Source organism: Desulfoluna spongiiphila, assembly GCF_900101345.1.
In the GTDB taxonomy this organism is placed as follows: domain Bacteria; phylum Desulfobacterota; class Desulfobacteria; order Desulfobacterales; family Desulfolunaceae; genus Desulfoluna; species Desulfoluna spongiiphila.
In genome coordinates this window covers 573,154-594,487 of the sequence record NZ_FMUX01000001.1, presented here as the reverse complement: position 1 = coordinate 594,487, position 21,334 = coordinate 573,154, and the positions used below count along the sequence as shown (strand labels likewise).

The 21,334-nt window shown below is 59.5% G+C and carries 18 protein-coding genes; 8 read left to right on the top strand and 10 right to left on the bottom strand.

Annotated features, from left to right (window positions below; genetic code table 11):
• Window positions 1-485: 485 nt before the first annotated feature.
• From BLQ12_RS02525 to BLQ12_RS02495, 7 genes are all read left to right on the top strand, one after another.
• Window positions 486-857 (top strand): acyl carrier protein, encoded by a 372-nt coding sequence (locus BLQ12_RS02525; protein WP_092207873.1) that lies wholly within the window; start codon window positions 486-488, stop codon window positions 855-857.
• Window positions 858-1,132: 275 nt separating this feature from the next.
• Window positions 1,133-2,341, top strand: coding sequence for a beta-ketoacyl-[acyl-carrier-protein] synthase family protein (locus tag BLQ12_RS02520; protein ID WP_092207871.1), 1,209 nt, complete (start codon window positions 1,133-1,135; stop codon window positions 2,339-2,341).
• Between the two features lie 276 nt (window positions 2,342-2,617).
• Entirely contained in the window at window positions 2,618-3,007 is a 390-nt protein-coding gene (locus tag BLQ12_RS02515) for a hypothetical protein (RefSeq protein WP_092207869.1), read from the top strand.
• Window positions 2,989-4,122 (top strand): aminotransferase class I/II-fold pyridoxal phosphate-dependent enzyme, encoded by a 1,134-nt coding sequence (locus BLQ12_RS02510; protein WP_092207867.1) that lies wholly within the window; start codon window positions 2,989-2,991, stop codon window positions 4,120-4,122. Before BLQ12_RS02515 ends, BLQ12_RS02510 begins: the two co-directional genes overlap by 19 nt.
• 367 nt (window positions 4,123-4,489) lie before the next feature.
• Window positions 4,490-6,307, top strand: coding sequence for a hypothetical protein (locus BLQ12_RS02505; RefSeq protein ID WP_092207865.1), 1,818 nt, complete (start codon window positions 4,490-4,492; stop codon window positions 6,305-6,307).
• Between the two features lie 63 nt (window positions 6,308-6,370).
• A complete protein-coding gene (locus BLQ12_RS02500) occupies window positions 6,371-7,798 on the top strand; it encodes a hypothetical protein (protein WP_092207863.1) in 1,428 nt (475 codons plus the stop codon).
• 774 nt (window positions 7,799-8,572) lie between these two features.
• On the top strand, window positions 8,573-9,118 hold the full coding sequence (locus BLQ12_RS02495; protein WP_092207861.1) for a hypothetical protein: 546 nt from the start codon (window positions 8,573-8,575) through the stop codon (window positions 9,116-9,118).
• A gap of 199 nt (window positions 9,119-9,317) precedes the next feature.
• On the opposite strand, the gene BLQ12_RS02490 is transcribed toward BLQ12_RS02495, so the two are convergent.
• From BLQ12_RS02490 to BLQ12_RS02445, 10 genes are all read right to left on the bottom strand, one after another.
• Window positions 9,318-10,004, bottom strand: coding sequence for a DVU0298 family protein (locus BLQ12_RS02490; RefSeq protein WP_092207859.1), 687 nt, complete (start codon window positions 10,002-10,004; stop codon window positions 9,318-9,320).
• Window positions 10,005-10,069: 65 nt separating this feature from the next.
• A complete protein-coding gene (locus BLQ12_RS02485; protein WP_092207857.1) occupies window positions 10,070-10,429 on the bottom strand; it encodes a DsrE family protein in 360 nt (119 codons plus the stop codon).
• A gap of 190 nt (window positions 10,430-10,619) precedes the next feature.
• Window positions 10,620-11,816 (bottom strand): FprA family A-type flavoprotein, encoded by a 1,197-nt coding sequence (locus BLQ12_RS02480; protein WP_092207855.1) that lies wholly within the window; start codon window positions 11,814-11,816, stop codon window positions 10,620-10,622.
• A 114-nt stretch (window positions 11,817-11,930) separates the two neighbouring features.
• Window positions 11,931-12,089: a rubredoxin gene (gene rd / locus BLQ12_RS02475; protein ID WP_092207853.1), complete on the bottom strand. Its 159-nt coding sequence runs from the start codon at window positions 12,087-12,089 to the stop codon at window positions 11,931-11,933.
• A gap of 55 nt (window positions 12,090-12,144) precedes the next feature.
• The gene (locus tag BLQ12_RS28140; protein ID WP_092207851.1) at window positions 12,145-14,022 is read right to left on the bottom strand and encodes an FAD-dependent oxidoreductase; all 1,878 of its coding nucleotides are present in this window, start codon (window positions 14,020-14,022) and stop codon (window positions 12,145-12,147) included.
• A 261-nt stretch (window positions 14,023-14,283) separates the two neighbouring features.
• The gene (locus BLQ12_RS02465) at window positions 14,284-15,252 is read right to left on the bottom strand and encodes a flavodoxin family protein (RefSeq protein WP_092207849.1); all 969 of its coding nucleotides are present in this window, start codon (window positions 15,250-15,252) and stop codon (window positions 14,284-14,286) included.
• Between the two features lie 211 nt (window positions 15,253-15,463).
• On the bottom strand, window positions 15,464-16,162 hold the full coding sequence (locus tag BLQ12_RS02460; RefSeq protein WP_092207847.1) for a phosphate ABC transporter ATP-binding protein: 699 nt from the start codon (window positions 16,160-16,162) through the stop codon (window positions 15,464-15,466).
• 224 nt (window positions 16,163-16,386) lie between these two features.
• Complete coding sequence (locus tag BLQ12_RS02455; RefSeq protein ID WP_092207845.1) at window positions 16,387-17,262, bottom strand: PstA family ABC transporter permease; 876 nt, start codon at window positions 17,260-17,262, stop codon at window positions 16,387-16,389.
• Complete coding sequence (locus BLQ12_RS02450; RefSeq protein ID WP_092207843.1) at window positions 17,259-18,125, bottom strand: PstC family ABC transporter permease; 867 nt, start codon at window positions 18,123-18,125, stop codon at window positions 17,259-17,261. Before BLQ12_RS02450 ends, BLQ12_RS02455 begins: the two co-directional genes overlap by 4 nt.
• A 405-nt stretch (window positions 18,126-18,530) precedes the next feature.
• Complete coding sequence (locus tag BLQ12_RS02445) at window positions 18,531-19,367, bottom strand: phosphate ABC transporter substrate-binding protein (RefSeq protein ID WP_092207841.1); 837 nt, start codon at window positions 19,365-19,367, stop codon at window positions 18,531-18,533.
• A 212-nt stretch (window positions 19,368-19,579) separates the two neighbouring features.
• Here BLQ12_RS02445 and BLQ12_RS02440 point away from each other — a divergent pair, with 212 nt between their 5' ends.
• The gene (locus BLQ12_RS02440) at window positions 19,580-21,313 is read left to right on the top strand and encodes a PHA/PHB synthase family protein (protein WP_175469446.1); all 1,734 of its coding nucleotides are present in this window, start codon (window positions 19,580-19,582) and stop codon (window positions 21,311-21,313) included.
• Window positions 21,314-21,334 lie beyond the last annotated feature (21 nt).

Here is a 21,334-nt window from a genome sequence, read left to right as displayed (position 1 = left end):
AGGGAAAAACGTGCCTCCGGCGGCCAGGGAATGATCCCCTGGACCCCAGGTAACGAAGGGTCTCACCCCTCGTTCCTCGGGGTGAGACCCTTCGCGAGGTTTTTTAAAAAAAGGCCCATAGCAACTATTCAGCTCGAAATCGCCTCCGGCGGCCCTGCCGGGGGCCAACCTTTTGAAACGTTTGATAAACAGGTCTTGCAAACGACGTGGGCCTTCACGGAAGTATTCGACGAGCCGACGGCTTCAAGATCAACGGACATGCAAACGGAAAGTTTTTGCGGAACTTTTTTCAAAAAGCGACCCGCCGGAGGCAACTGAATGGTTACCAAATGTACGTGGTTAAATTTTATCTTAAAGGCGGATGTGATTTGACCCGAGGAACGAGGGGCAAAACGCATCCGCAACCTGTTTTCAAGGTGGCACACCTTGCCGCCGGAGGCATAAGCTGACTTGTTATATTTTCATAGTGGAGTGAGACGTTACCCATGACTGTGTTAGGAAAAATTCAGGCCACCCTGGCCGATATTCTGGATGTCGACGCGGAAAACATCGGGACCGAAACCTACCTGTTCCGGGATCTGGACGTGGAGTCCATTGACCTGCTGGAGCTGGCCGTGAGCTTAAGCTCCGAGTTCAACATCGATGTGAACGATGACGAGGTCTTCTTAAAAACCCTGCGGGTCTACCTCAGCGAGCCCGGGGACCACATCACCGACACCAGGGCCTACCTCATGGAAAAATACCCGTACCTGACCGCATCCCGCGTGGACGAGATCCTGGCGGACCAGGAGGGCGGCCCGGTCCTCAAGGTGAAAGACATCGCCGATTACGTCACCTGGCGCAGCGATGCCGCGTAAGCAGTATGCGTAAAGCGTTGCCTCCGGCGGCCAAGGGCTGAGCCCTTGGAACCCAGGTTCGCGAATGCTCCCGGCCTTCGTTCCTCAGGCCGATCACATTTGCTGACGGGCTTCGCCCGAGGCCAACGGCATGGGGTAACAGGCCTTGGTTCAAACGCGAATGTGATTTTCCCTGAGGAACGAAGGGGAAAGCCCATTCGCAACCTGCTTTCGAGGTGGCACACCTCGCCACCGGAGGCCTCGCTTTTGGTTTTTTTTTGCATCAAGGAGATTTCATGCGCAGGCGTGTTGTGGTGACGTCCATGGGGGTGGTTTCATCCCTGGGGGCGACACCGGAAGAGATTGGGGAGAGGCTTTCCGTTGGGGCGCCCCGGTTTGTGTTTACCGGGGAGGAGGGGCTCTGGGCGGCACCGGTGGAGGGATTTGATCTCAAGGCGTACACCGGGCGTTTCAAGGCCGGGCGGTACCTCAACCGGGGGGCGCAGTTTGCCGTGGCATCGGCTGCTGCGGCCATGGAGGCGTCGGGGCTTTCGGAGAAGCAGCGGGCCGACACCGGCCTTTTCTGCGGGAGCGGGCCCAACTTTGATGTGGGGGAGGAGTTTGCCAGGATCGACGGCGGGGAGATCTCCGAGGAGGGGCTTTCCGCGTTGTGGATGCTGCGGTTCCTTCCCAACACGGCGGCGTCCGCCATTTCCCGGCTCACCGGCATCCACGGGGAGAACCACACCTGCGGCAGTGCCTGTGCGGCGTCGTTGACGGCCCTTGGCGAGGCCTACCGAAAGGTCCGGGACGGGTACCTGGACACGGCCCTTGCAGGAGGGGGGGACTCGCGGATCAACCGGGGCGGTCTTTTGGCCTACGGCATGGCCCGGGCCCTGCATCGAAGCGAAAAGGATCCGTCGGCCGTGTACGCGCCCTTTGACGCCAACCGGAAGGGGTTCCTGCCCGGAGAAGGGGGGGCTTTCTTCCTTTTTGAAGAGTTGGAGCATGCCAGGCGGCGCGGGGCCGAAATCCATGCCGAGGTCCTGGGGTTCGGTTCGTCCCTGGACGGGTACAACATGACGGCCCCGGATCCTTCGGGCACCTGGGCGGAAAAGGCCGTGCGACTGGCCCTGGACGAGGCCTTTCTACTGCCCGAAGAGGTGGACGCGGTGTCGGCCCACGGCACGGCCACCGATCTCAACGACCGCATGGAGGCAGAGCTTTTCGGACGGCTTTTCGGGGCCCACCGACCGGCCATCCTGGCTCCCAAGGCATGGCTGGGCCACCTGGCCTCGGCCTGCGGGGCCGTGGAGCTGGCCGTGATGCTGGCCGCCTTAAAGCACGGCACCCTGCCCACCAACCCCAACCTTACCAATCCTTTGGACCCGGCCCTCGACATCGTGGTGGAGGGGCGAAGCGCCGAAGGGATCTCGACCCTTCTTTTTGAAAATTTCGGCTTCGGTGGCCAGAACAGCGCCCTGGTGGTGCGCAGACATAGTTAGCCTCCGGCGGCCCTGCCGGGGGCCAAACTTTTGAAAAGTTTGATAAACAGGTTAAAAAAACAGATTCAGTTTAATTTGAACCATAGGCGAATGTGATTTTCCCTGAGGAACGAAGGGGAAAGCGCATTCGCAACCTGCTTTCGAGGTGGCTCACCTCGCCGCCGGAGGCAAGCTTTTTTAACCCACTTTAACCATAGAAGGCTTTTTGCGGAGCTTTTTTATAAAAGCGACCCGCCGGAGGCAACATTGGATCATACTTTGGAATTACCTTTTTTGATGCTTTCCCGTATTTCAGCCGTGGGCGATGGGTTTATGGCGGCGGAATCGGCGAAATTGGGCGGAGAGCCCCATGAATTATTGGAAGCCATGGCCCAGTGCGCGGCCTATCATGTTCGGCATGCGACAAAGTTCAGCCGTCAGGCCTTTCTCATGAAGGTGGCCCGGTACCCTTTTCCCCCGTCCCCTGTGACGGGGATCGTGTCCATGACGGCCAGCCTCACCGGTTCTGCAAGCGATGCCCGGGCCTATGCGGTATCGGCAGAGGTGGGTGGCGAGACGATCACGGCCTCCCTTCTCATCGGCACCACACCCTTTGACGACCGTTTCGAGGCCGCGCGCCTCAGCCCCCATTACCAGGAGATTTTTTCATGTTTGACAAGCGCTTGAGACAGAAGCTGGCCCTCCAGAAAGAGAAGGGCCTCTACCGCAACCCGCCGGTGGTGGATGACGGGGACGGGCGCACGGTAACGGTGGACGGACGCACCCTTGTTAATTTTGCTTCCAACGATTACCTCGGCCTGGGCCGCTGCGAAACCCTTCGCAAAAAAGCGTCAGACGCTTTTTCCAGGTACGGTACCTCCTCTTCGTCCTCCCGGCTTGTCTCGGGCAATGCCTCGGTGATCCGCGAGGCGGAAAAAGCCTATGCGGACTACTTCGGGTACGAGGACGCCATTTTTTTCCCCTCCGGCTACCAGGCCAACCTGGCCATCCTCTCCACCCTTTTCGGTCCGGAGGAGACCCTTCTGTTTGACAAGCATGTCCACGCCAGCACCGTCAAGGGGATGCAGCTGGGGACTGCCCCTTTCAAGGGCTTTCGCCACAACAGCATGGGCCACCTTGAAAAGAGGCTGAAGAGCGCTTCCGGGCATCCCGTGGTGGTGACCGAGTCCCTTTTCAGCATGGACGGGGACACCCCGCGCCTGGCAGAGCTGGCCGAGCTTAAAAAGAGTCACGGGTTTTTAACGGTGGTGGACGAGGCCCATGCCTACGGCGCATTGGGCACCGGAGGACGGGGCATCGCCCGGGAAGTGGCTGATGTGGCCCTGGGTACCTTCGGCAAGGCCATGGGGCTTTTCGGGGCTTTTGTCCTTATGCCCTCCCTGTACCGGGAGTACCTGTTTAACTTCGCCTCCCCCCTCATCTACACCACGGCCCTGCCCGAGGCCCACGCCGTCACCGCCCTGGCAGTGCTTTCGGAGGTGGAGCGGGGCGACGGCAGGAGGGAGCGTCTCTCATCTCTCAGCCGGAAGCTGACCCGGCTCCTCACCGACCGCGGCTTTACCGTCTGCGGCGAAGCCCACATCCTTGCCGTGCAGATCGGCAGCGAGGAGCGCGCCCATGACCTGGTGACGAAGCTCTTTGACCAGGGGTATTTTGCCTTTACCGCCCGTTTTCCCACCGTGCCCATGGGCCAGGCCATCATCCGTCTCAGCCTCACGGCCAATCATACCGAAAAAGATCTGGAAGATTTCTCCGACGCGCTGTTCAGGTTGAGCAGATAGGTCTCTGCCGCAGGGCATGGACCCGGCGGGTCGCTTTTTGAAAACATCGCCGAAAAATAGTTCGGGTTGTCCCAGGCTCTCTTCAACGGCTTTGCGGTGCGGAAGGGAGCCTGTTTCCAGTCGTGGGGCCTGGCTTTTGTTTTCAGTGGGTTGGGGCTGGTCCTTTCTTGGGCGTATCGTCCTTACGTTACCGTTTATATGATATTGTCTGTTACCTGAAAAGTGTTGCTATAAATTTGACGAAATGGTAACAATGTTCACTATAAATAACAGAGTGCGAATATAGAACCCGCGACCACGTGCGCGGGGCAGTGTGGGTATGGCTCGGTCACAACCCCAGGTATCTGCATCACGCAGGGAGGACGGCATGGCTTTTTCGGCCCCGGATTTCCGGAAATATATCGTCTGTGCCCTTTTTTTGGGTGCTTTTTCTGTGTCACAGGCCACGGCTGCCCCCAAGCCCATGAAGGAGTGGGAGCTGGGGGGGGTGGAGGCCAGGACCGGGGTGAACCTGGGTTTCGAGAACCTTGTGGTGGAGAGAACCGGCGGCAGCTCAACGTTTGTGCCGGACGATGAGGGGAAGCCCGACCATTACATCGAGTTCTCCTCCATGGACAGCAGCAAAACATACAACGGCGATGTCTCCATTGTCGCCGAGAAGTACACCTCGCCCCAGCGGCAGTGGTTTGTCAAAGACACGGCCAAGGTTCGAAAAGGGGAAGCGGGCATGGTGGGGCTGGGCATTGACTGGTACTACAAGCACAAACGGACAGATGAGTACCAGATCGACAAGGGAAGCGCCTTTGCCACCCCCGCCGAAGCCCGTGGGGTGACCGCGGTGGTGGTCACCATGGACAACGGTCCCGACCCCTTCACCGTGGAGGAAAGCAGCAGCATCCTCAATTTTTCAGCCATCGGCTCGTACACGGACATGGAGGAAGATATCGGCGACCGTATTCAGTACGGGTTGCTGGGGGCGGACACCGGCACCCTGTCCATGACCGGGGTGAAGAACCTGGGCCAGCAGCTCACCATCTATCCCATCGGAACCATAGACGGGTATGCCGAAGGCGATGGCATTGCCCTTGAGATGCGGAGTAAGACCTCCATTGACGAGGTAACCATCACCCGGGAGATCGGCGGGGAGACGTTTACCAACCTGAGGGCAACAGGGATCCACATGCGTGAGAGTTTCAGCCAGGATCTTCACGCCCAGTACAAGAAATGGGGGAACATGGACAAAGACTACTTTGACGGTGATGCCCCATCGGAGTACCTCGACAGCACCTATGACCCGGATGGCTTTTTTGGGAGCGACTACAACCCGGACCACACCATGCTTCCCCACAACCTTGTGAGGGCTCCTTATGAGGGGGGACCGGATTATTACAACATGTACGACGGGTTCATGCTCAACGGGAACATCAACCAGATCGATTTTGCCGACCGCATTTCCGGAAAGAAGCTGGTCCTGGACCATGGTCAGTTGACGGACGCGGATGTCATCACCGGGAAGAATTTTGATGATCCCGGTGACCTCGACGACGATTATCAGGTCCACAACCAGGGCATGGCCAATGACCTCGATATCCTGGAACGCCCCATCACCATCCAGGTGAAGACCGGGCGGACCTACAAGAGCTTTGATCCGGCCACGGGACAGCCCGAGGACATCTACGATGACCGGAGTTTCATTGCCATCAACTGGCCGCGTCACGGGTCGGTTCGCGTGGAGGAACTTCAGGGGTTTGTCTCGGATCCGGGGGAGTGGCCCTATAACCAGTTCGGTCCCAGCCTGGGGAGCGTGATCCTTGACGGCATGCGTGCCAAGAAGACCTACATTGAAATCCCGGGCCGCAAAGAGATGTACGCCATCACGGAGCAGAACATCAACACCTCGGATCCCAACAACTGGATACGCCATTATTATCTCTACGAGGCCGGGAAACTGCCCGACGAGCAGAACCCCAACGGCCTGCCCGCCTGGGGCCAGCCCGACTGGGATCCCGTGGGACGGGGGCAGCTTGATTTTCTTTCTAAACTTGGAAACCCGTCGAACCCGACGGGCGGGCGGTGGGACATGTACGCCGTCAAGAAAATCCATGGCAATGAAACCTTCGACTTCTGGCATATTTACGAACCGCCTTACCCGGGATCGGGTGCGAGATGGGTTCCCGACCACTGACGCGACATTGGTGATATTGCGATGATGTGAGCACATGGCACAATCGAGGGCAGGAGGCTGCAGATGATGTTGAGTCGGGTGTTTGGAAAACTTGGGCGTGGGCTGAGGAAAGCTGTCTTGCTTGCCGTGTGTCTTTTTTCTTCGCTGGCGCTGTCCCCGGAGACGGCCTGCGCCACCTTGTCTCCCATGGACGATGAGGCCCTTTCTGTGATCGAAGCCCAGGCAAGTCCCATCTCCATGGAGATAGAAAGGGACACGGTACGTATTTTCATGGACAGTTACCTGGAGGTGTACCAGGAGACGGACAGGGTGCGCCTGGGCTACTACTACAAATCCCCGGCGGAGCTCACCACCAGAAAGGGCCTGAACCCGGGAGATTATGTGCGCAAGTACATTCCCTGGTCCGTGCCCATCGCTTACCACCATGTGTTTGAAAACGGAGACCCCCGCATTGAGTGGCACCCCGGGGACGTGCCCGCCCCGGACAACACCCCCTGGGGGAGCAAGCGCTTCAGGGTGGACATGAACCCCTGGGTCACGGATGAATCCCAGAAGGTCTATTCTCCCTGGCAGCTGGCCACGGAGTACACCCTCCACAAGGGGGAGGACAAGAACCTTTCCCAGGAGACGGTCTATGTACCCTATGTGGATGACGACAACTACCTGTACAAGTACAAGTACAAAAAAGTCCTGGATATCGCACCGTCCCACAGCTGGGTGGACGGGGCCCAGGGGGACAACAACGCCAACGGGCTGTTTTCCACCCGCCCGTACCGGAACCGGAATTACCTGGACTGGGATTTTTCCGTGGACAACCTGAGGATGGGGATCAGCCCGGACGAACCGGTCCGCATCAACGGGCTGGTGATCCGCCTCAAGTATGACAACATCGCCTCCCCCGATCGAAAGCTCACGGACATCATCGTCGGGACCAACGACATCCAGGGGGACCTCTCCTTTGATTACAAGCGGGCCACGGGAATCTACAGCCCCAAGATGCCGCACCAGGCCCGTCAGATCGCCCTTCAGACCGGAGGAGACGGCAACAGCCTGGCCGGTTCGGACCTTGGCGAGGAGTTCAACTCCACCCCCATTCCCGCCATTTATCAGCGCGATACCATGATGTCCCTTGTGGACCAGTTCAACCTCTCACGCAACTACAAGAACCCCAAGGGCAAAGCCTGGGTGGACGCCGTGCCGGACAACCCCTTGAGCAATGCCCAGCACTCGGGTTTTTTCGTCCGTATCGGCCTGGATCGAAACAGTCCCCATTTCGGGTACCAGCTGGTCGGCGGGTACAACGAGCGCATCGCCTGTTCGTTTCAGTACAAAGGGGAGTCCATCAACACCTCGTTGTACAACTGGTGGAACGGCATCGAGCCTTCGGCGGCAACAACCCAGTATCCGGCATCCCTTCAGAAAGTCTACCAGAATGACCCCAATGTCACTGGATACTCCTATTTTGGACAGGACCCGAACTATTTCCCGTGAATGGGGCCTGTGCCCTGCCCGTTGTCGGTTTTACACCCAAGGGGGACCGCAGAAGATGTCATCCGGTTGAACCAGGGGGTTCAACCGGATTTTTTTTTGTGGGTGCGGTGGCATCCGGCGTAAAAATACACCCTGCCGCGTGGGCGTGTTTACTGGAAACTCCTTTCTTTTGCGGGGTGGATGGCCGGTGAGGCATTGCTTCTTTTTCTCTGCGAAAAGGTGTTGCTTTTTATGTATAATTGATATAATTATCCCGCTCGTTTGTTCCTTCTGAATCTCTTCATGTCTTTTCTTTCATCCAATTCGGATCGATATCTTTGCCCAGAGACGTAAAGTGAGTTCTGTATGACGGCCTTGGAAGAAGCTGAAGGGCGGATGTGTGTATACTGCGTGTGACGGGGAGCCTTGTGGTTTTTGGGGTGGGATCCGGAGGGCGGGGTATCGGATCTGCCGGGGGCCTTTTGCGGGGAAACCGCGGGGCGCTTTTTGCATGCCGGAAGAGATGGTGTGGCAGGGGCAACAGGGAGCAGCGTCATGGGGAACCAATGGCTCTGGCATACATAAAACAGGCAGGTACCAGGCGGCGGGATAGAACCCCTGGCTTATGAGCGGCATGTGGCTTTGCGTCTCCCGTTGAGACGGCCGACACCGTTTGTTTGTACATGTCGTGTGTGCCCGAGACCCAACCCTTCGGCAGATCCGGGATCTGCTTAAATGAATGATTGCATGAGCCCAAACCGAAACCATCTATATACGATAAGGAAACCTAAAACGATGACTCAGGTAAAAAAACATTTTTTCAGCGGCGGCCTGAAAGGGGCTGAAGCGGCATTCGGCGAGCAGGCAGAAAAGTACGGAATCACCGAGACCACCTACGCCTTTGAGGGGCAGACCCTGACCCGTGAGGTGAACGTGGAAATTCTTTCCGAAGAGACCCTTAAAAAAGGCGATGTCAGCATGGAAATCGTCTCTGCCCGCATGGGGCGGCGCTACGCCCAGGCCGACAAGATCCGCAAGGTGTTCCAGGTGATTTTTCACATGGTGAACAAGGGCTGCCAGGTACTGGCCATTGGCTGGATCCAGGACGACAATACCGTCAAAGGCGGCACGGGATGGGCTGTGGAACTCGGTAAATTTTTCAACCGTCCGGTGAGTGTCTTCGATCAGGAGAAGAACCAGTGGTACACTTGGAAAGAGAACCGCTGGGCCCTGGACACCCCCGTCATTACCCAGGACACCTTCTGCGGCACCGGGACCCGGAACCTCTCCGAGCAGGGCAAAGCCGCCATCGAAGAACTTTTCACGCGTTCCTTCGCTTAGTGGAAAAAAAGCCTTCGGCGGCCCTGCCGGGGGCTACACTTTTAAAACGTTTAACAAACAGGTTATAAAAAGCCGTTTCAGGTCAACCTGGATCAAAGGCGAATGTGATTTTCCCTGAGGAACGAAGGGGAAAGCGCATTTGCAAGCCGCTTTCAAGGCGGCTTACCTTACCGCCGGAGGCATGGCTTTGGTTTTTTTGTTATGCGTCAAGCAGCTTACGCGCCTGATCACCCACGGTGGTGGGGGTGAACTCCCAGCCGGTGTAGAGGGTGAAGGGGTGGGTGGATCCGGTAAGGGCCTGGGCCTGGGGACGGGCCGCCTCATCGCCTGCGCGGGCGGCAAAGAGCAGGGCAAGGCCCTGCTTCACCGGGTCTGTCGACCGGAGGTGGCTGCGGACATCGGGAAGGGCGGGAGTCACTTTTTCCGGGTCGGCCTCCGCCAGCCTGCAGAGCCCCCAGAGGGCGCCGCGCTGGAGGATTTCGTGTTCCAGGAAGTTCCCCTCTTCGCTGACGTACGAGCAGAGGATGCGGTGGTACTCTCCGGCAAGCAGGCTGTTGACGGCCGTGATCTCTCCCATGGCTTCAGGCGCGCCCCAGCCGATTCCCCCGGATTCATCATTCAAGGTCCACATCAGGCGGCGCATGACCACGCGCGCCTCTTCCATATTTTCCCTCGCCAGGGCATCGGTAACCATCCCCAGAGCGGTTACGGCCCGCCATCTTACATCATCCTGTCGATCACAGAACATGCCGATGAGGGGACTCACCAGGCGCCTTAAGGGGTGGCAGAGGAGTTCTTCCCTGACGCTTTCGGCCGTGCCTTCCAGAAGGAGGGTACGAAGGGCACGTTTGATCTCCCGTCCACCGGGGATGTCACTGTCAGTCATGGGGCCTCCTTGCGGGACGATGCGAGGGCGTCCGGGAGAAAACAGGTTAAACCGAGTCTTACTCTTTAGAAATTAATCACCGTGTAGCCCTTTTCAACATAGCGGGCAATCGAGGGGTGGCCGCTCATGTCGGACAGGGGGGCAAGGCCCGAGGCTTCTGCGCCTTCCCGGGCGCCGAGTTTGGTGGCGCAGGCAAGGCAATAGCCGTCGATGAGCCCTAAGTCCGATGCCTTCTTGAAAAGGGCGGGCAGCGGGGCATCCAGGGACTCCAGTTCAGAAAGCAGGGTGGTGGCAGGCCCTTCCAGAACGATCTTGACGGGGTGGCCCTTGTCGCTGAGGTCCAGGCCGTTTAAGAGCACGTGGATGAAGCAGCCGGGTTCCTGGCGGTAGGCGAAGAGAGCAAATGGGGTCTGTTGTGCGGTCATGGATGTCTCCTATAGGCAGGGCCGCCAAAGGCGAACCGGTCAGGCTTGAGGAAATACGTAACGAGGCAATGGCTTACCGGAATACCGCTGGGATTTGACCCGGGGAACGAGGGGGCAAATCCTGGCGGTAACCTGTTTTCAAGGTGGCTCACCTTGCCGCTGGAGGCATTGCGTTTTCTTACCTTCAACCTTAGCTTTTGGCCTTGACGGCTTCGCCGATGCGGACACCGTAGTCGTAGCAGGCCTGAAGGGCTTCGGAGTCGGGTACGTAGAGGGTGCGCAACCCGTCGTCAATGCGCTCGAAGCCCATGGTGTCGAACTCCTTGTTGAGGAGTTTGACGGCTTCACCGCTCCAGCCGTAGGATCCGAAGGCCGCCCCCAGTTTTCCCTGGGGCTTGAGCCCTTTCATGTAGGCAAGGACATCGCAGAGGGTGGGGAAGATCCCGTTGTTGAGGGTGGGGGAGCCCAGCACGAGGGCCCTGGAATCCATAAGCTCGGTCATGATGTCGCTGCGGTGCCAGTTGCGGACACTCATGGGGATGACCTCCACACCTGTGGAACGGGCGCCGTCCACGATTTTCCGGGCCATCTTTTCCGTTGAGTTCCACATGGTGTCGTATACGATGATCACCTTCTCTTTTGTCTCCTGGCGGGCCCAGGACGCGTAGCGCTCCAGGATCATCTCCGGGTTTTTCCGCCAGAGGATGCCATGGTCCGGGCAGATCATGTTGAGGGGCAAACCCATGGATTCAATGGATTCCAGGAGCTTTTCAACCCGGGGAGCAAAGGGCAGCAGGATGTTGGCAAAGTATTTTTTTGCGTGCTCGAAGAGCCCCTCTCCCATCTCGTCGTCGAAGTTTTCATGGGAGGCGTAGTGCTGGCCGAAGGCATCGCTGGAAAAGAGGATGCCGTCCTCTTTGAGGTAGGTGAACATGCTGTCCGGCCAGTGGAGCATGCGGGTTTCAATGAAACTCAAGGTCCGCTTGCCCAGTTTCATTTCCGTGCCCGGCTTGACCACGTGCAGGTTGATTTTTTTGTCGTTGAAGTGTGCGGAAAGGGCCTTTTCACCCATTTTGGAGCAGTAGACAGGGGTCTCCTCTCCGATGAGGTGAAGCACCCGGGGCAGGGCGCCGGAGTGGTCCATTTCAGCGTGGTTGCTGATGATCAGGTCGATCTTTTTGGGATCGATGACCTTGCGGATGTTCTCCATGAACTGGTGGGTGAAGGGTTCCTTCACCGTGTCGATGAGCACCACCTTGTCGTCATCGACGATAAGAAAGGAGTTATAGGTGGTCCCCATGTAGGTGGAGTACCCGTGAAAGTCTCTGATGTTCCAATCCTTGACACCCACATCGTAGATGCCTTCGGCGATTTTTAGTGGTCTCATGGCTTGCTGTCGTCCTTTATCCTGATCGGATGGAAAACCCGGATCCCCGGTTTGTGTTCCAAAGGGGGATCCGGGTTGTCGGTACCCGGGGGGTGTCTCCCGGGGTGTTACATTTTAAACTTCTTCAAACTCTGATTTTCCCACACCGCAGACCGGGCAGAGCCAGTCTTCGGGAAGGTCGGCAAAGGAAGTCCCTGCCTCGATGCCGTTTTCGGGATCACCCTCTTCCGGGTCGTAGATATAGCCGCATACCGTGCATTCATACTTTTTCATCAGGTCACCTCACTTGGGTTGGTTGAGCGTGGCTTTGTCGTAAAAAAACCGTCAGCTACTTGTCGAAATATCGCTTCAAAAGCCCGGCAAAGGCCTGGCCGTGTCTTGCCTCGTCTTTACACATTTCATGAACGGTGTCGTGGATGGCGTCCAGGTTGAGCTGTTTGGCTCGGGTGGCCAGGTCTTTTTTCCCCTGGCAGGCCCCGTGCTCTGCATCCACGCGTACCTGTAAGTTGGTTTTGGTGTCCGCAGAGACCACTTCGCCCAGGAGTTCGGCGAATTTGGCCGCATGCTCGGCTTCTTCAAAGGCGATGCGTTTGTAGGCTTCGGCCACTTCCGGGTAGCCCTCGCGGTCGGCCTGGCGGCTCATGGCAAGGTACATGCCCACCTCGGTGCATTCCCCTGTAAAGTTGGCGCGAAGGCCTTCGATGATCTCGGGGTCCACCCCCTCGGCCACGCCGATGACATGCTCGTCGGCCCAGGCCAGGCTGCCGCCTGCACCCTGCTCCTTGAACTTTTCCTTGGGGGCCTTGCACTGGGGACAGTGGTCCGGGGGGACGTCCCCTTCATGGATGTAGCCGCAGACCGTGCAGCCCCATTTCGTGGCGGCCTTTTCTTCGGCAACTTCTTTGAATTTCGCCGAGGGGACGCCGCACTGGGGACAGGCGTCAGGGGGGGTGCTGCCTTCGTGAACATAACCGCATACCGTACAGACAAATTTTTTCATTTCCGAATTCGCTCCTTTGTTCCAGTTCAATTTTCGCTCCACGTCGCTGCGCTCAGAAGGGCTTAAGGGCTGATCGCCGGCAAGGTGTTTCCGAATCTCATCAAAATATTCGATGTTTCCCACCATCTGGCACCCGGTGAGGCACCCCTGGTGGAAAACGACTTTTTTGTACACATTGTCATCGCTTCGGGTCACGGACTCTTCGGCGCCGTCGGCGTCCACGTTGCCGGCGGACGCGAGGTAGATTCCCGTGACTTTGAGCATGGTGGAGAAGGTGGGCTCTTGGTATCGGGCGGTGTGTCCGCTCATGTTGAGCCCTGCTATCCGTCCCTGGGCAAGGCCCGTGGCCCAGATGCCGTGGATGGTGCCGTTGTATGCGGCGCAGTCTCCGGCGGCGAAGACACCGTCGCAGGCCGTCTCCATGGATTCATTGACGGGGATGCCGTACTCCGAAGGGATCCCCGATGCCTCCGCAAGACCGGATTCGGGCCGGATTCCTGCGGAAAGAAGGACCATGTCGGCAGGAATCACCACCCCTTCCGAAGAGATGACCCCTGTGACCTGCTCGTCTCCGGTGATCTCCTTTGCCACGGACCCGGTGTGGAACTGAAATCCACGTGCCACCATTTTTTCCATGAGCAGCTCGGCCCCTTGGGCATCAAGCTGCCTCGGGAGGATCCGGTGGGCGTATTCAAGGACCGTCACCTTTTTTCCCCGTTTGATAAGGGCGTGACCCGCTTCAAGGCCCAGGAGACCGCCGCCGATGATCACCACATGTCGGATCTCCGGGGCGCGGGCAAGGATCCTTCTGGCATCGCCCAGGCTGCGCAGGGTAAAGACCCCTTTCTTCCGTACTCCGCCGATGTCCGGCACATGGGGCCTCCCGCCGGTGGCGATGAGGGCCTTGTCCCAGGCGATGGATTCCCCTTTTTCTGTTATGGCCACGCGGGTCTTTTGGTCCAGGTGCGTGATGCGGGTGCCGGTGGCCAGGGTGACCCGGTTGTCCTCATACCACTGGGGGTTGACCCCGGGAAGTTCCGTTTCAGGAAGCTCACCGGAGATGTAGTCGCAGAGGCGAATACGGTTGTAGAAAGGGGTCTCTTCGTCGGTCACCATGGTGATGCTGCCGGCCGGGTCGTTGTCTCGAATCGTTTCCGCTGCGGTCATTCCGGCGATGCCGCTTCCGATGATCAGGTATCGTTGCATGACGTGTCCGTTTCCTCTGTTGGGCGCCGAAGCGTCGGTGCGTGGCCCCTGGCTGGCAATGCCGGGGGCGGCTCATGGGGTAAGGGTAAAGCATCTTGCATGCCAGGACTGGCAATAAAATGGGAATGTGCGGATTTATCATCCTTTTCGGCCAGGGGGCGCAGGCACCTGCCGGGGCCACGGGGGCCAGATCTGTATCAGGTGGACCCGGGTGGATCGTTTTGTCTCATGGCTGCCGTGAGACACCTATAGCCCCTGGTGTCACAGGGAGGCCAGGAGTTTTCGGACGCGGGTTTCCACCTGCCGGATGAGGGCCATGGCCTCGTCGTCGTTTTCAGGGGGAGACGCGGGCAGGTCCCAGGTGATATCGGCTGTTGCCATCGGGTTGTCGGTCAACGATCCATCCATATCCACTATCAAATTTGGCGAAAATGTGTCCAGGCTTTCGTTGAGATCAAAGATCGGGATGTATCTGATGTCCGTTTTTTTGCGCTCCATCCAGGCATCGCACCGGACCTTGAGGTGGGCCCCGGGCTCGGTGCCGGCATGGCTGACCCAGATGGTGGACGGGGAGAGTGCCATGGCAAGGGCCCAGGCGATTCGGCTTTTGACGGCGCCGTCCCTGCAGACAAAAAGGATGTGGTGCTTTGGCGGGAAGAGGGGGCCTGCGGCAAGGTCGGCAGCGGCATAGACCCTTTTCTCCGTGTCTGCGCGTCCGGCCAGGACCCCTTTGCCTTCGGCCCCGCGAAAGGTCAGGGCTCCTGCGTAGGTGGCGTCGATGGCATCAAAGAAGTAGCGGGCGTTCAGCACAAAGGAGGTAAAGAGATCGTCTCCGTGGGTGGCCGCCGACGAGAGGATATACCCCCGGCGTCTTTTTTTGCCGGGGTCGCTCAGCTTGAGCCGGTACTTCCGGGACCAGAACATCTGCCCCCGGTCCATGGCGGACTTGAGCTGTCCCGACGGGCCGTAGAAGTAGACGGGAGAGGCCATGACAACCACCTCCGCCCGGCGGAGCATGGGGGCGATTTTCAAGGCGTAGTCATCTTCAAAGATGCACCAGCCGCTCTTTTCACACGATCCGCAGCCGATACAGAATGCGAATTTCATTTGAGGGATGGGCAGGGTCTCTGTTTGAAAACCGCGACTTTTTAAGCGGTCGAGGAAGAGACCCAGGGTGTGATTGTTGTTGCCCCCTTTTCTAGGGCTTCCCTGCAGACCCACTGCTAACATCAGGCGATTCCTTTTTTAGGTGGTGATGAAAGAGAGGCCCGGATCCCGGTGTGAGGGCGGATATGCCCTTGGCGCAAGGGGCGGGATGCGACAGGCGCGGGCGCTTATTTCTCGTGGAATCAATGCGATGAAACGTTTTTGTCATTATAGCAGTCGGAGAGGCATTTTCAAGGCGGATCTGCAAAATGACGCCCACCCATTCGTCCCGGGGTCAGCCGTCCTGAAGGGCTTCAAGGTGCCCCCCGGTGAGCCGGTAGACCCCATCGGCAAGGCGGCTCACCTGGGCCTCGGAGTGGGAGACGAGAAGGATGGTGCAGTGGCCCTTGAGTTCCAGGAGCTGTGATTCGATGTGGTCCCGGCTCCTTTCGTCCAGGGCCGAGGTGGGCTCGTCCAGGAGCAGGATTTCAGGCTCGGTAACCAGGGCCCGGGCCAGGGCCAGGCGCTGCTGCTGTCCACCTGAGAGGCGTGTGGCAGGCGTGTGGAGCCGGTTGTCTACCTCTTCCCAGAGGCCGGCCCGGGTGAGGGCGCGCTGCACCCGCCGGTGGACGTCCTCTTTTTTTCGTATCCCCGCAAAGGAGAGGGGCAGGGAGACGTTTTTGAAAATCGAGAAGGGAAGGGGGGACGGTGACTGAAAGACCATGGCCGCCTTGCGCCTCAGGGCGGGCAGGTCGAGTCCGCTGCCCAGAAGGTCCACCTCCCCGTCGTGAAAGCGCGCCCTGGCCGAGCCGGTGACCCGGGCCCCTTCCTCGGGGGACCAGAGGTGGTTGATCACCGAAAGGAGAGTGGATTTGCCTTCCCCGGAGGGGCCGGTGACGGCCGTGAGGGATCCTTCCGGAACCTCCATGGAGACGGTGTCCAGGATGGTGTGGGGACCATAGCGAAAGGAGAGGTCATGGATCGATAGTTTCATGGGCGTCTGCTGCTCTCTTTTATTGTAAAAAACTGCCTCCGGCGGCAAGGTGTGCCACCTTGAAAGCAGGTTGCGAATGCGTTTTCCCCTTCGTTCCTCAGGGAAAATCACATTCGCCATTGATTCAGGTTAAATGGGGTCTGTTTTTTAAGTCTGTTTGTCAAATTTTTCAAAGGTTTGGGCCCCGGCAGGGCCGCCGGAGGCATACATTGAATAGCTGTCTTTTATGTATGGTTGCCAGGGCCAAGGCGTTTGGTGATCCATGCGGAGAGGCCGAAAAGACCGGCACAGAGCAGGAGCAGGAGCAAGGCGGCCCCGTAGCCCCTGGCAAGCTCTTCGGGGCCGGTGTACTCCGAGGCGATGGTAAAGACCGTAAAGGAGAGGGCTTCGAACCGCCCGAAGAGGGCGTAAGGCACCCCGGCGGAGGCCACCACCCCGGTGAGCATGATGGCGGCGGTGTCCTCGGCGCATCGTCCCAGGGCCAGGATGGCCCCCCGAAAGATGCCGGTGGAGGCCATGGGGAGGTAAACCCTGAAGATGGCCTGCACCGGGGTGGCTCCCATGGCCGCCACCACCTGCCGGGTCTCCTGGTCGATGGCCGCAAGGGCCAGCTGGGTGTTCCGGACAATGCCGGGAAGCACCAGCACCGAGAGGGTCAGGGCCGCCACGCACAGGCCGGGTCCCAGGGCTCCCCCGCTGATTTTGTGCAGGAGGATGGCAAAGGAGAACCCGAAGAGCCCTACCACGATGGACGGGACCCCGGCCAGGGTGTCGATGCACAGGGAGAGGGCGGCCCGGGTCTTGGGGGTGCCGAAGTGGCAGAGCCAGATGCCGGTGAGGATGCCTGTGGGAAGGGCCAGGGTCACGGAGAGCAGCACCAGGCAGAGGGTGCCGCAGATGGCGGGGAAGAGTCCGTCAAAGACCCGGGTGGCAAGGGTGAGGGCCTCCCAGGGCGACACCTCGCCGAAGATGAGGGACACCTTCAGGGCGGGCAGTCCCTTGAGGACGATGTACCCCAGAAAGCAGCCCGCCCCGGACAGAAGGAGCAGGGTGGAGACCAGGGCGCTACCGTATACCATGGCGCGTTTTACAGGGGTCATGCTTCCGGCCTCCTTGTGAGGCGCCTCACAAGAAGTGTCAGGGCAAAGATCAGCAGGTAGAGCAGGATCCCGCAGGCAAAGACCGAACGAAACTCCGGGCTGTCGAAGTCTGCGGCCATGACCAGGGCGATGTGGCTGGTAAGGGTGCGGGCCGGTCCCAGGGGATCGCCGGGGGCAAGGACGGCGTTGCCGGCCAGCATCAGGGCGATGAGGGTGTCCCCGGTGGCCCGGCCCAGGCCCAGGAGCAGGGCCCCTGCCATGGCCCGGGTGGACTGGGGCAAGAGGAGCCCCCACACGGTCTCTTCCGGGGTGGCGCCCATGGCCGCGAAGCTGCGCAGCCACTGCCGGGGCAAGGCTTCAAAGGCGCTGATGAGGATCAGGATCATGGTGGGGCTGATGAGCAGGGCCAGCACAAGGACGGCGGCTACAATGGAGAAGCCGGAACCCCGTCCTCCCAGCTGCCGGACCAGGGGGACGAGGAGAAAGACGGCGGAGAACCCGTAGACCACGGTGGGGATGCCGGTCATGAGGCTGGCCAGGGCCTTGAGCCCTTTTCGGAGCCGGACAGGGGCCAGGTGGGTGGCAAAGCAGGCAAAGCCGAGGCTCATGGGAAAGGCCAGAAGGGTGGCGGGAAGGGCCACGGCCAGGGTACCCCCGATCATGGGCAGGAGTCCGAAGCGCCCCTGACCCGGTTGCCACACCGGGGTCAGAAGGGTGGCAAAGGTCCCCTGCTCCAGAAGGGGGAGAGCCAGCCAGCCCATGAACCCGAAGATGGCAAGGGTCAGGCCCATGGTGACGAAGGCGGCCCAAGCGGCAGCCCCCTCACCGATCCACTCGTGGCATCTTTTGGGGGTAACGAGCATGAAAAGCGTGCCTCCGGCGGCCAGGGGATGATCCCCTGAACCCCAGATAGCGAATGCCCTCTCCCTTCGTTCCTCAGGGAGAGGGCATCCGCAACTTGTTTTTAAGGTGGCGGCACCCCTTGCCCTTGGAGGCAGCCCGGTTAAAGATGCCTCGGGCAGCCCTGCCGGGTGCCAAGCTTTTACCTGTATTTATAAAAAGCGGGTTTGACAAACAGCTATTTGGCACGATGCCCTCATGAGGCATTGAATGAAAGGCAGATGTGATTTCCCCTGAGGAACGAAGGGGAAATTGCATTTGCAACCTGCTTTCAAGGTGGCACACCTTGCCGCCGGAGGCTGTTTTTTCGCATGTGAGTCGTTACAAAAGCAAGGCCTGTTTGTAAAACCCAACCGGAGGTATTCTGATTATCCCTTCACCGGAATAAAGCCTTTTGCGGCGATGATCTCCTGGCCCCGGGGGGAGTAGAGGGCGTCGATGAAGGCGCGGGCAAGGCCTCTTGCCTCACCTTTGGTGTTGCTGAACAGGCCGCGGGCAATGGCGTAGGTGCCTGATTTTACGTTGGCAAGGGTGGGGGCCACTCCGTCGATGGCAAGGCCTGTTACCGAGGCGTCCAGGTGGCCCACGGAGAGGTACCCGATGCCGTAGGGGTCTCCGGCCAGGGCGCTTTTCATGGCCCCGTTGGACTTGACGAAGTTGGCCTTGGCGTGGATCTCCCCTTTGCCGAGGGCCTTTTTCCAGAAGACGGAGCGGGTGCCGCTCGAGGCGTCCCGGGTGTAGAGGTTGATGGCGCGGTCCGGGCCGCCAAGGGTTTTCCAGCTGGTGAGGGTGCCTGCGTAGATCGCCTTCAACTGGGCGGTGGTGAGGGCGTGAACCGGGTTGTCCGGGTGCACGGCAACGGCCACGCCGTCCACGGCCCACCGATGCAGGACAAGGCCGTATTTTTCGATTTCCCGGGGTTTCGGCGACCTTCCCGAGTTGCCGATGGCCACGATGCCTTCACCCACCTGTTTGATGCCGAGGCCGGATCCGCCTCCTGCAATGGAGATCCTGATGGCGGGGCTGGCCTTCATGATCTCGGTGGAAAGGGTTTTCATGACGGGGATGTGGGCTGTGCCGCCGGAGATGGTGAGTTCTCCTTTTAAGGGGGCAAAGGCATTCCAGTTTTCTGCCCGAAGGTCGGCGCTCACCGGCGAGACCGCCCAGGCCAGTAGGGCCGCAAGTATCCAGATTCCACGTTTCACGGTTCGCCTCCTTTGGCGTTTTCTGTGATGGTTTTTCGGTATGCTTCATTGTAAAATGAGGGACGACAGAATCTGCTATCACAAGCTCCCCTCTTCCTCAAATCGATTGATTCAATGCAACGCCCCCTTCGCATAGACATCATCCATGGACTATCCCCCGGGCCACAGGCATGGCCGAATCGTTTATCACCAGACACCAAGGGGTGACCCCAATGACGCGAGAGAGACCCGAAAACCGGGCTTTCCAGGAACTGGACAGCCTCTGGCATGCTGTTCAGGGACGGTGGACCATGAATTTTTCCCCCGTGGCCACGGGGCTGGCCTTCAGCGACTGGCTCCTTCACCTGGCCAACTCGCCGGGCACCCAGGCCGCCTTGTGGACCGGGTTCTGGGGGCTGGCGGCCGAGGCCCTGGCCGAAGGGGCCAGCCCCCGGCCCGGAACGGAAGCGCCGGCAGGACGGGAACGTTCCCGGTGCCGGTTTGACGACCCGGCCTGGGATGCGGAACCCTATCGCAGCATGCGGGTGCTTTACGAAAAGGGGTGCCTCTGGTGGGAGGCCTATGCCACGGATGTGCCCGGCATGAAGCCCCGGCACCAGGCATTTATCTCCTTTATCGGCCGGGAGATGCTGGCGTTTTATTCTCCCTGCAATCACCTGTGGACCAACCCGGAGCTGTTGCGCCTGACCGCAGACGAGGGGGGCGGGAACCTGGTTCGCGGAGGGCTCTTCTGGATGGAGGACCTGATGCGGCTGTGCGGCGGGCCCGTGCGTCGGGACGAACCCGGCCTGGAGGTGGGCAGGGACCTTGCCGTCACCCCGGGGGAGGTCATTTACCGCAACCGCCTCATGGAGTTGATCCAGTATCGCCCCACCACCAAAGAGGTGGTGGACAACCCGGTGCTGATCATTCCGGCGTGGATCATGAAGTACTATATCCTTGATCTGTCCCCTCAAAATTCCATGGTGAAGTACCTGGTGGACCGCGGACACACCGTGTTCATGATCTCCTGGAAGAACCCGGGCTACGAGGACCGGGAGACGGACCTTGAGGACTATATCGAGCTGGGGGTGATGGATGCGGTGGAGAAAGTCGAGGAGGTGATTCCCGGGAAGAAGGTCCATGCCGTGGGCTACTGCCTGGGAGGCACCATCCTTGCCATGGCTGCCTCGGCCATGGCAAGGGACGGGGACGATCGTCTGAAAAGCCTGACCTTTCTGGCCGCCCAGACCGACTTTACCGAGGCAGGAGAGCTCATGCTCTTTATCGGCCACGCCCAGCTGAGTTTTTTAGAGGACATCATCCGGTTCCAGGGCTACCTGGACACCGGGCAGATGGCCGCCGCCTTCCAGATGCTCCGGGCCTACGATCTCGTCTGGGGAACCTGGGTGAACCGGTACCTCAAAGGGATCCGGGAGCCCTTAAACGACCTGATGACCTGGAACGCCGATGCCACCCGCATGCCGAGCCGCATGCACAACAGGTACCTCCGGGATCTCTTCTTGAACAACGACTTTTTTGAAGGGCGTTTCCGGGTCAAGGGCCGCCCGGTGGTGATCAGCGACATCCATGAGCCGGTCTTTCTCGTGGCAACGGAGCAGGACCATGTGGCTCCCTGGACCTCGGTGTACAAGTTTCACCTCTCCTCGGACGCCCGGTCCGTCACCTTCGTGCTGACACGGGGAGGGCACAACGCAGGCATCGTGAGCGAGCCCGGCCACCCAGGGCGTTCGTACCGCATCGCCACAACGCGGGAGGGGCAGCGCTTCATGCCGCCGGGGCATTGGTACCATGACACCCCCGTCAAGGAAGGCTCCTGGTGGGTGGACTGGCAGAAGTGGCTCCTGGGAGGGTCGGGGAAAAAGGGGCCACCCCCTTCCATGGGCCGGTTCACAGGCATGGGGAGGGGCTGTTCGGCTCCGGGGGATTACGTGTTCGGACGGTAAGGGCTCCGTCCGAATGAACGA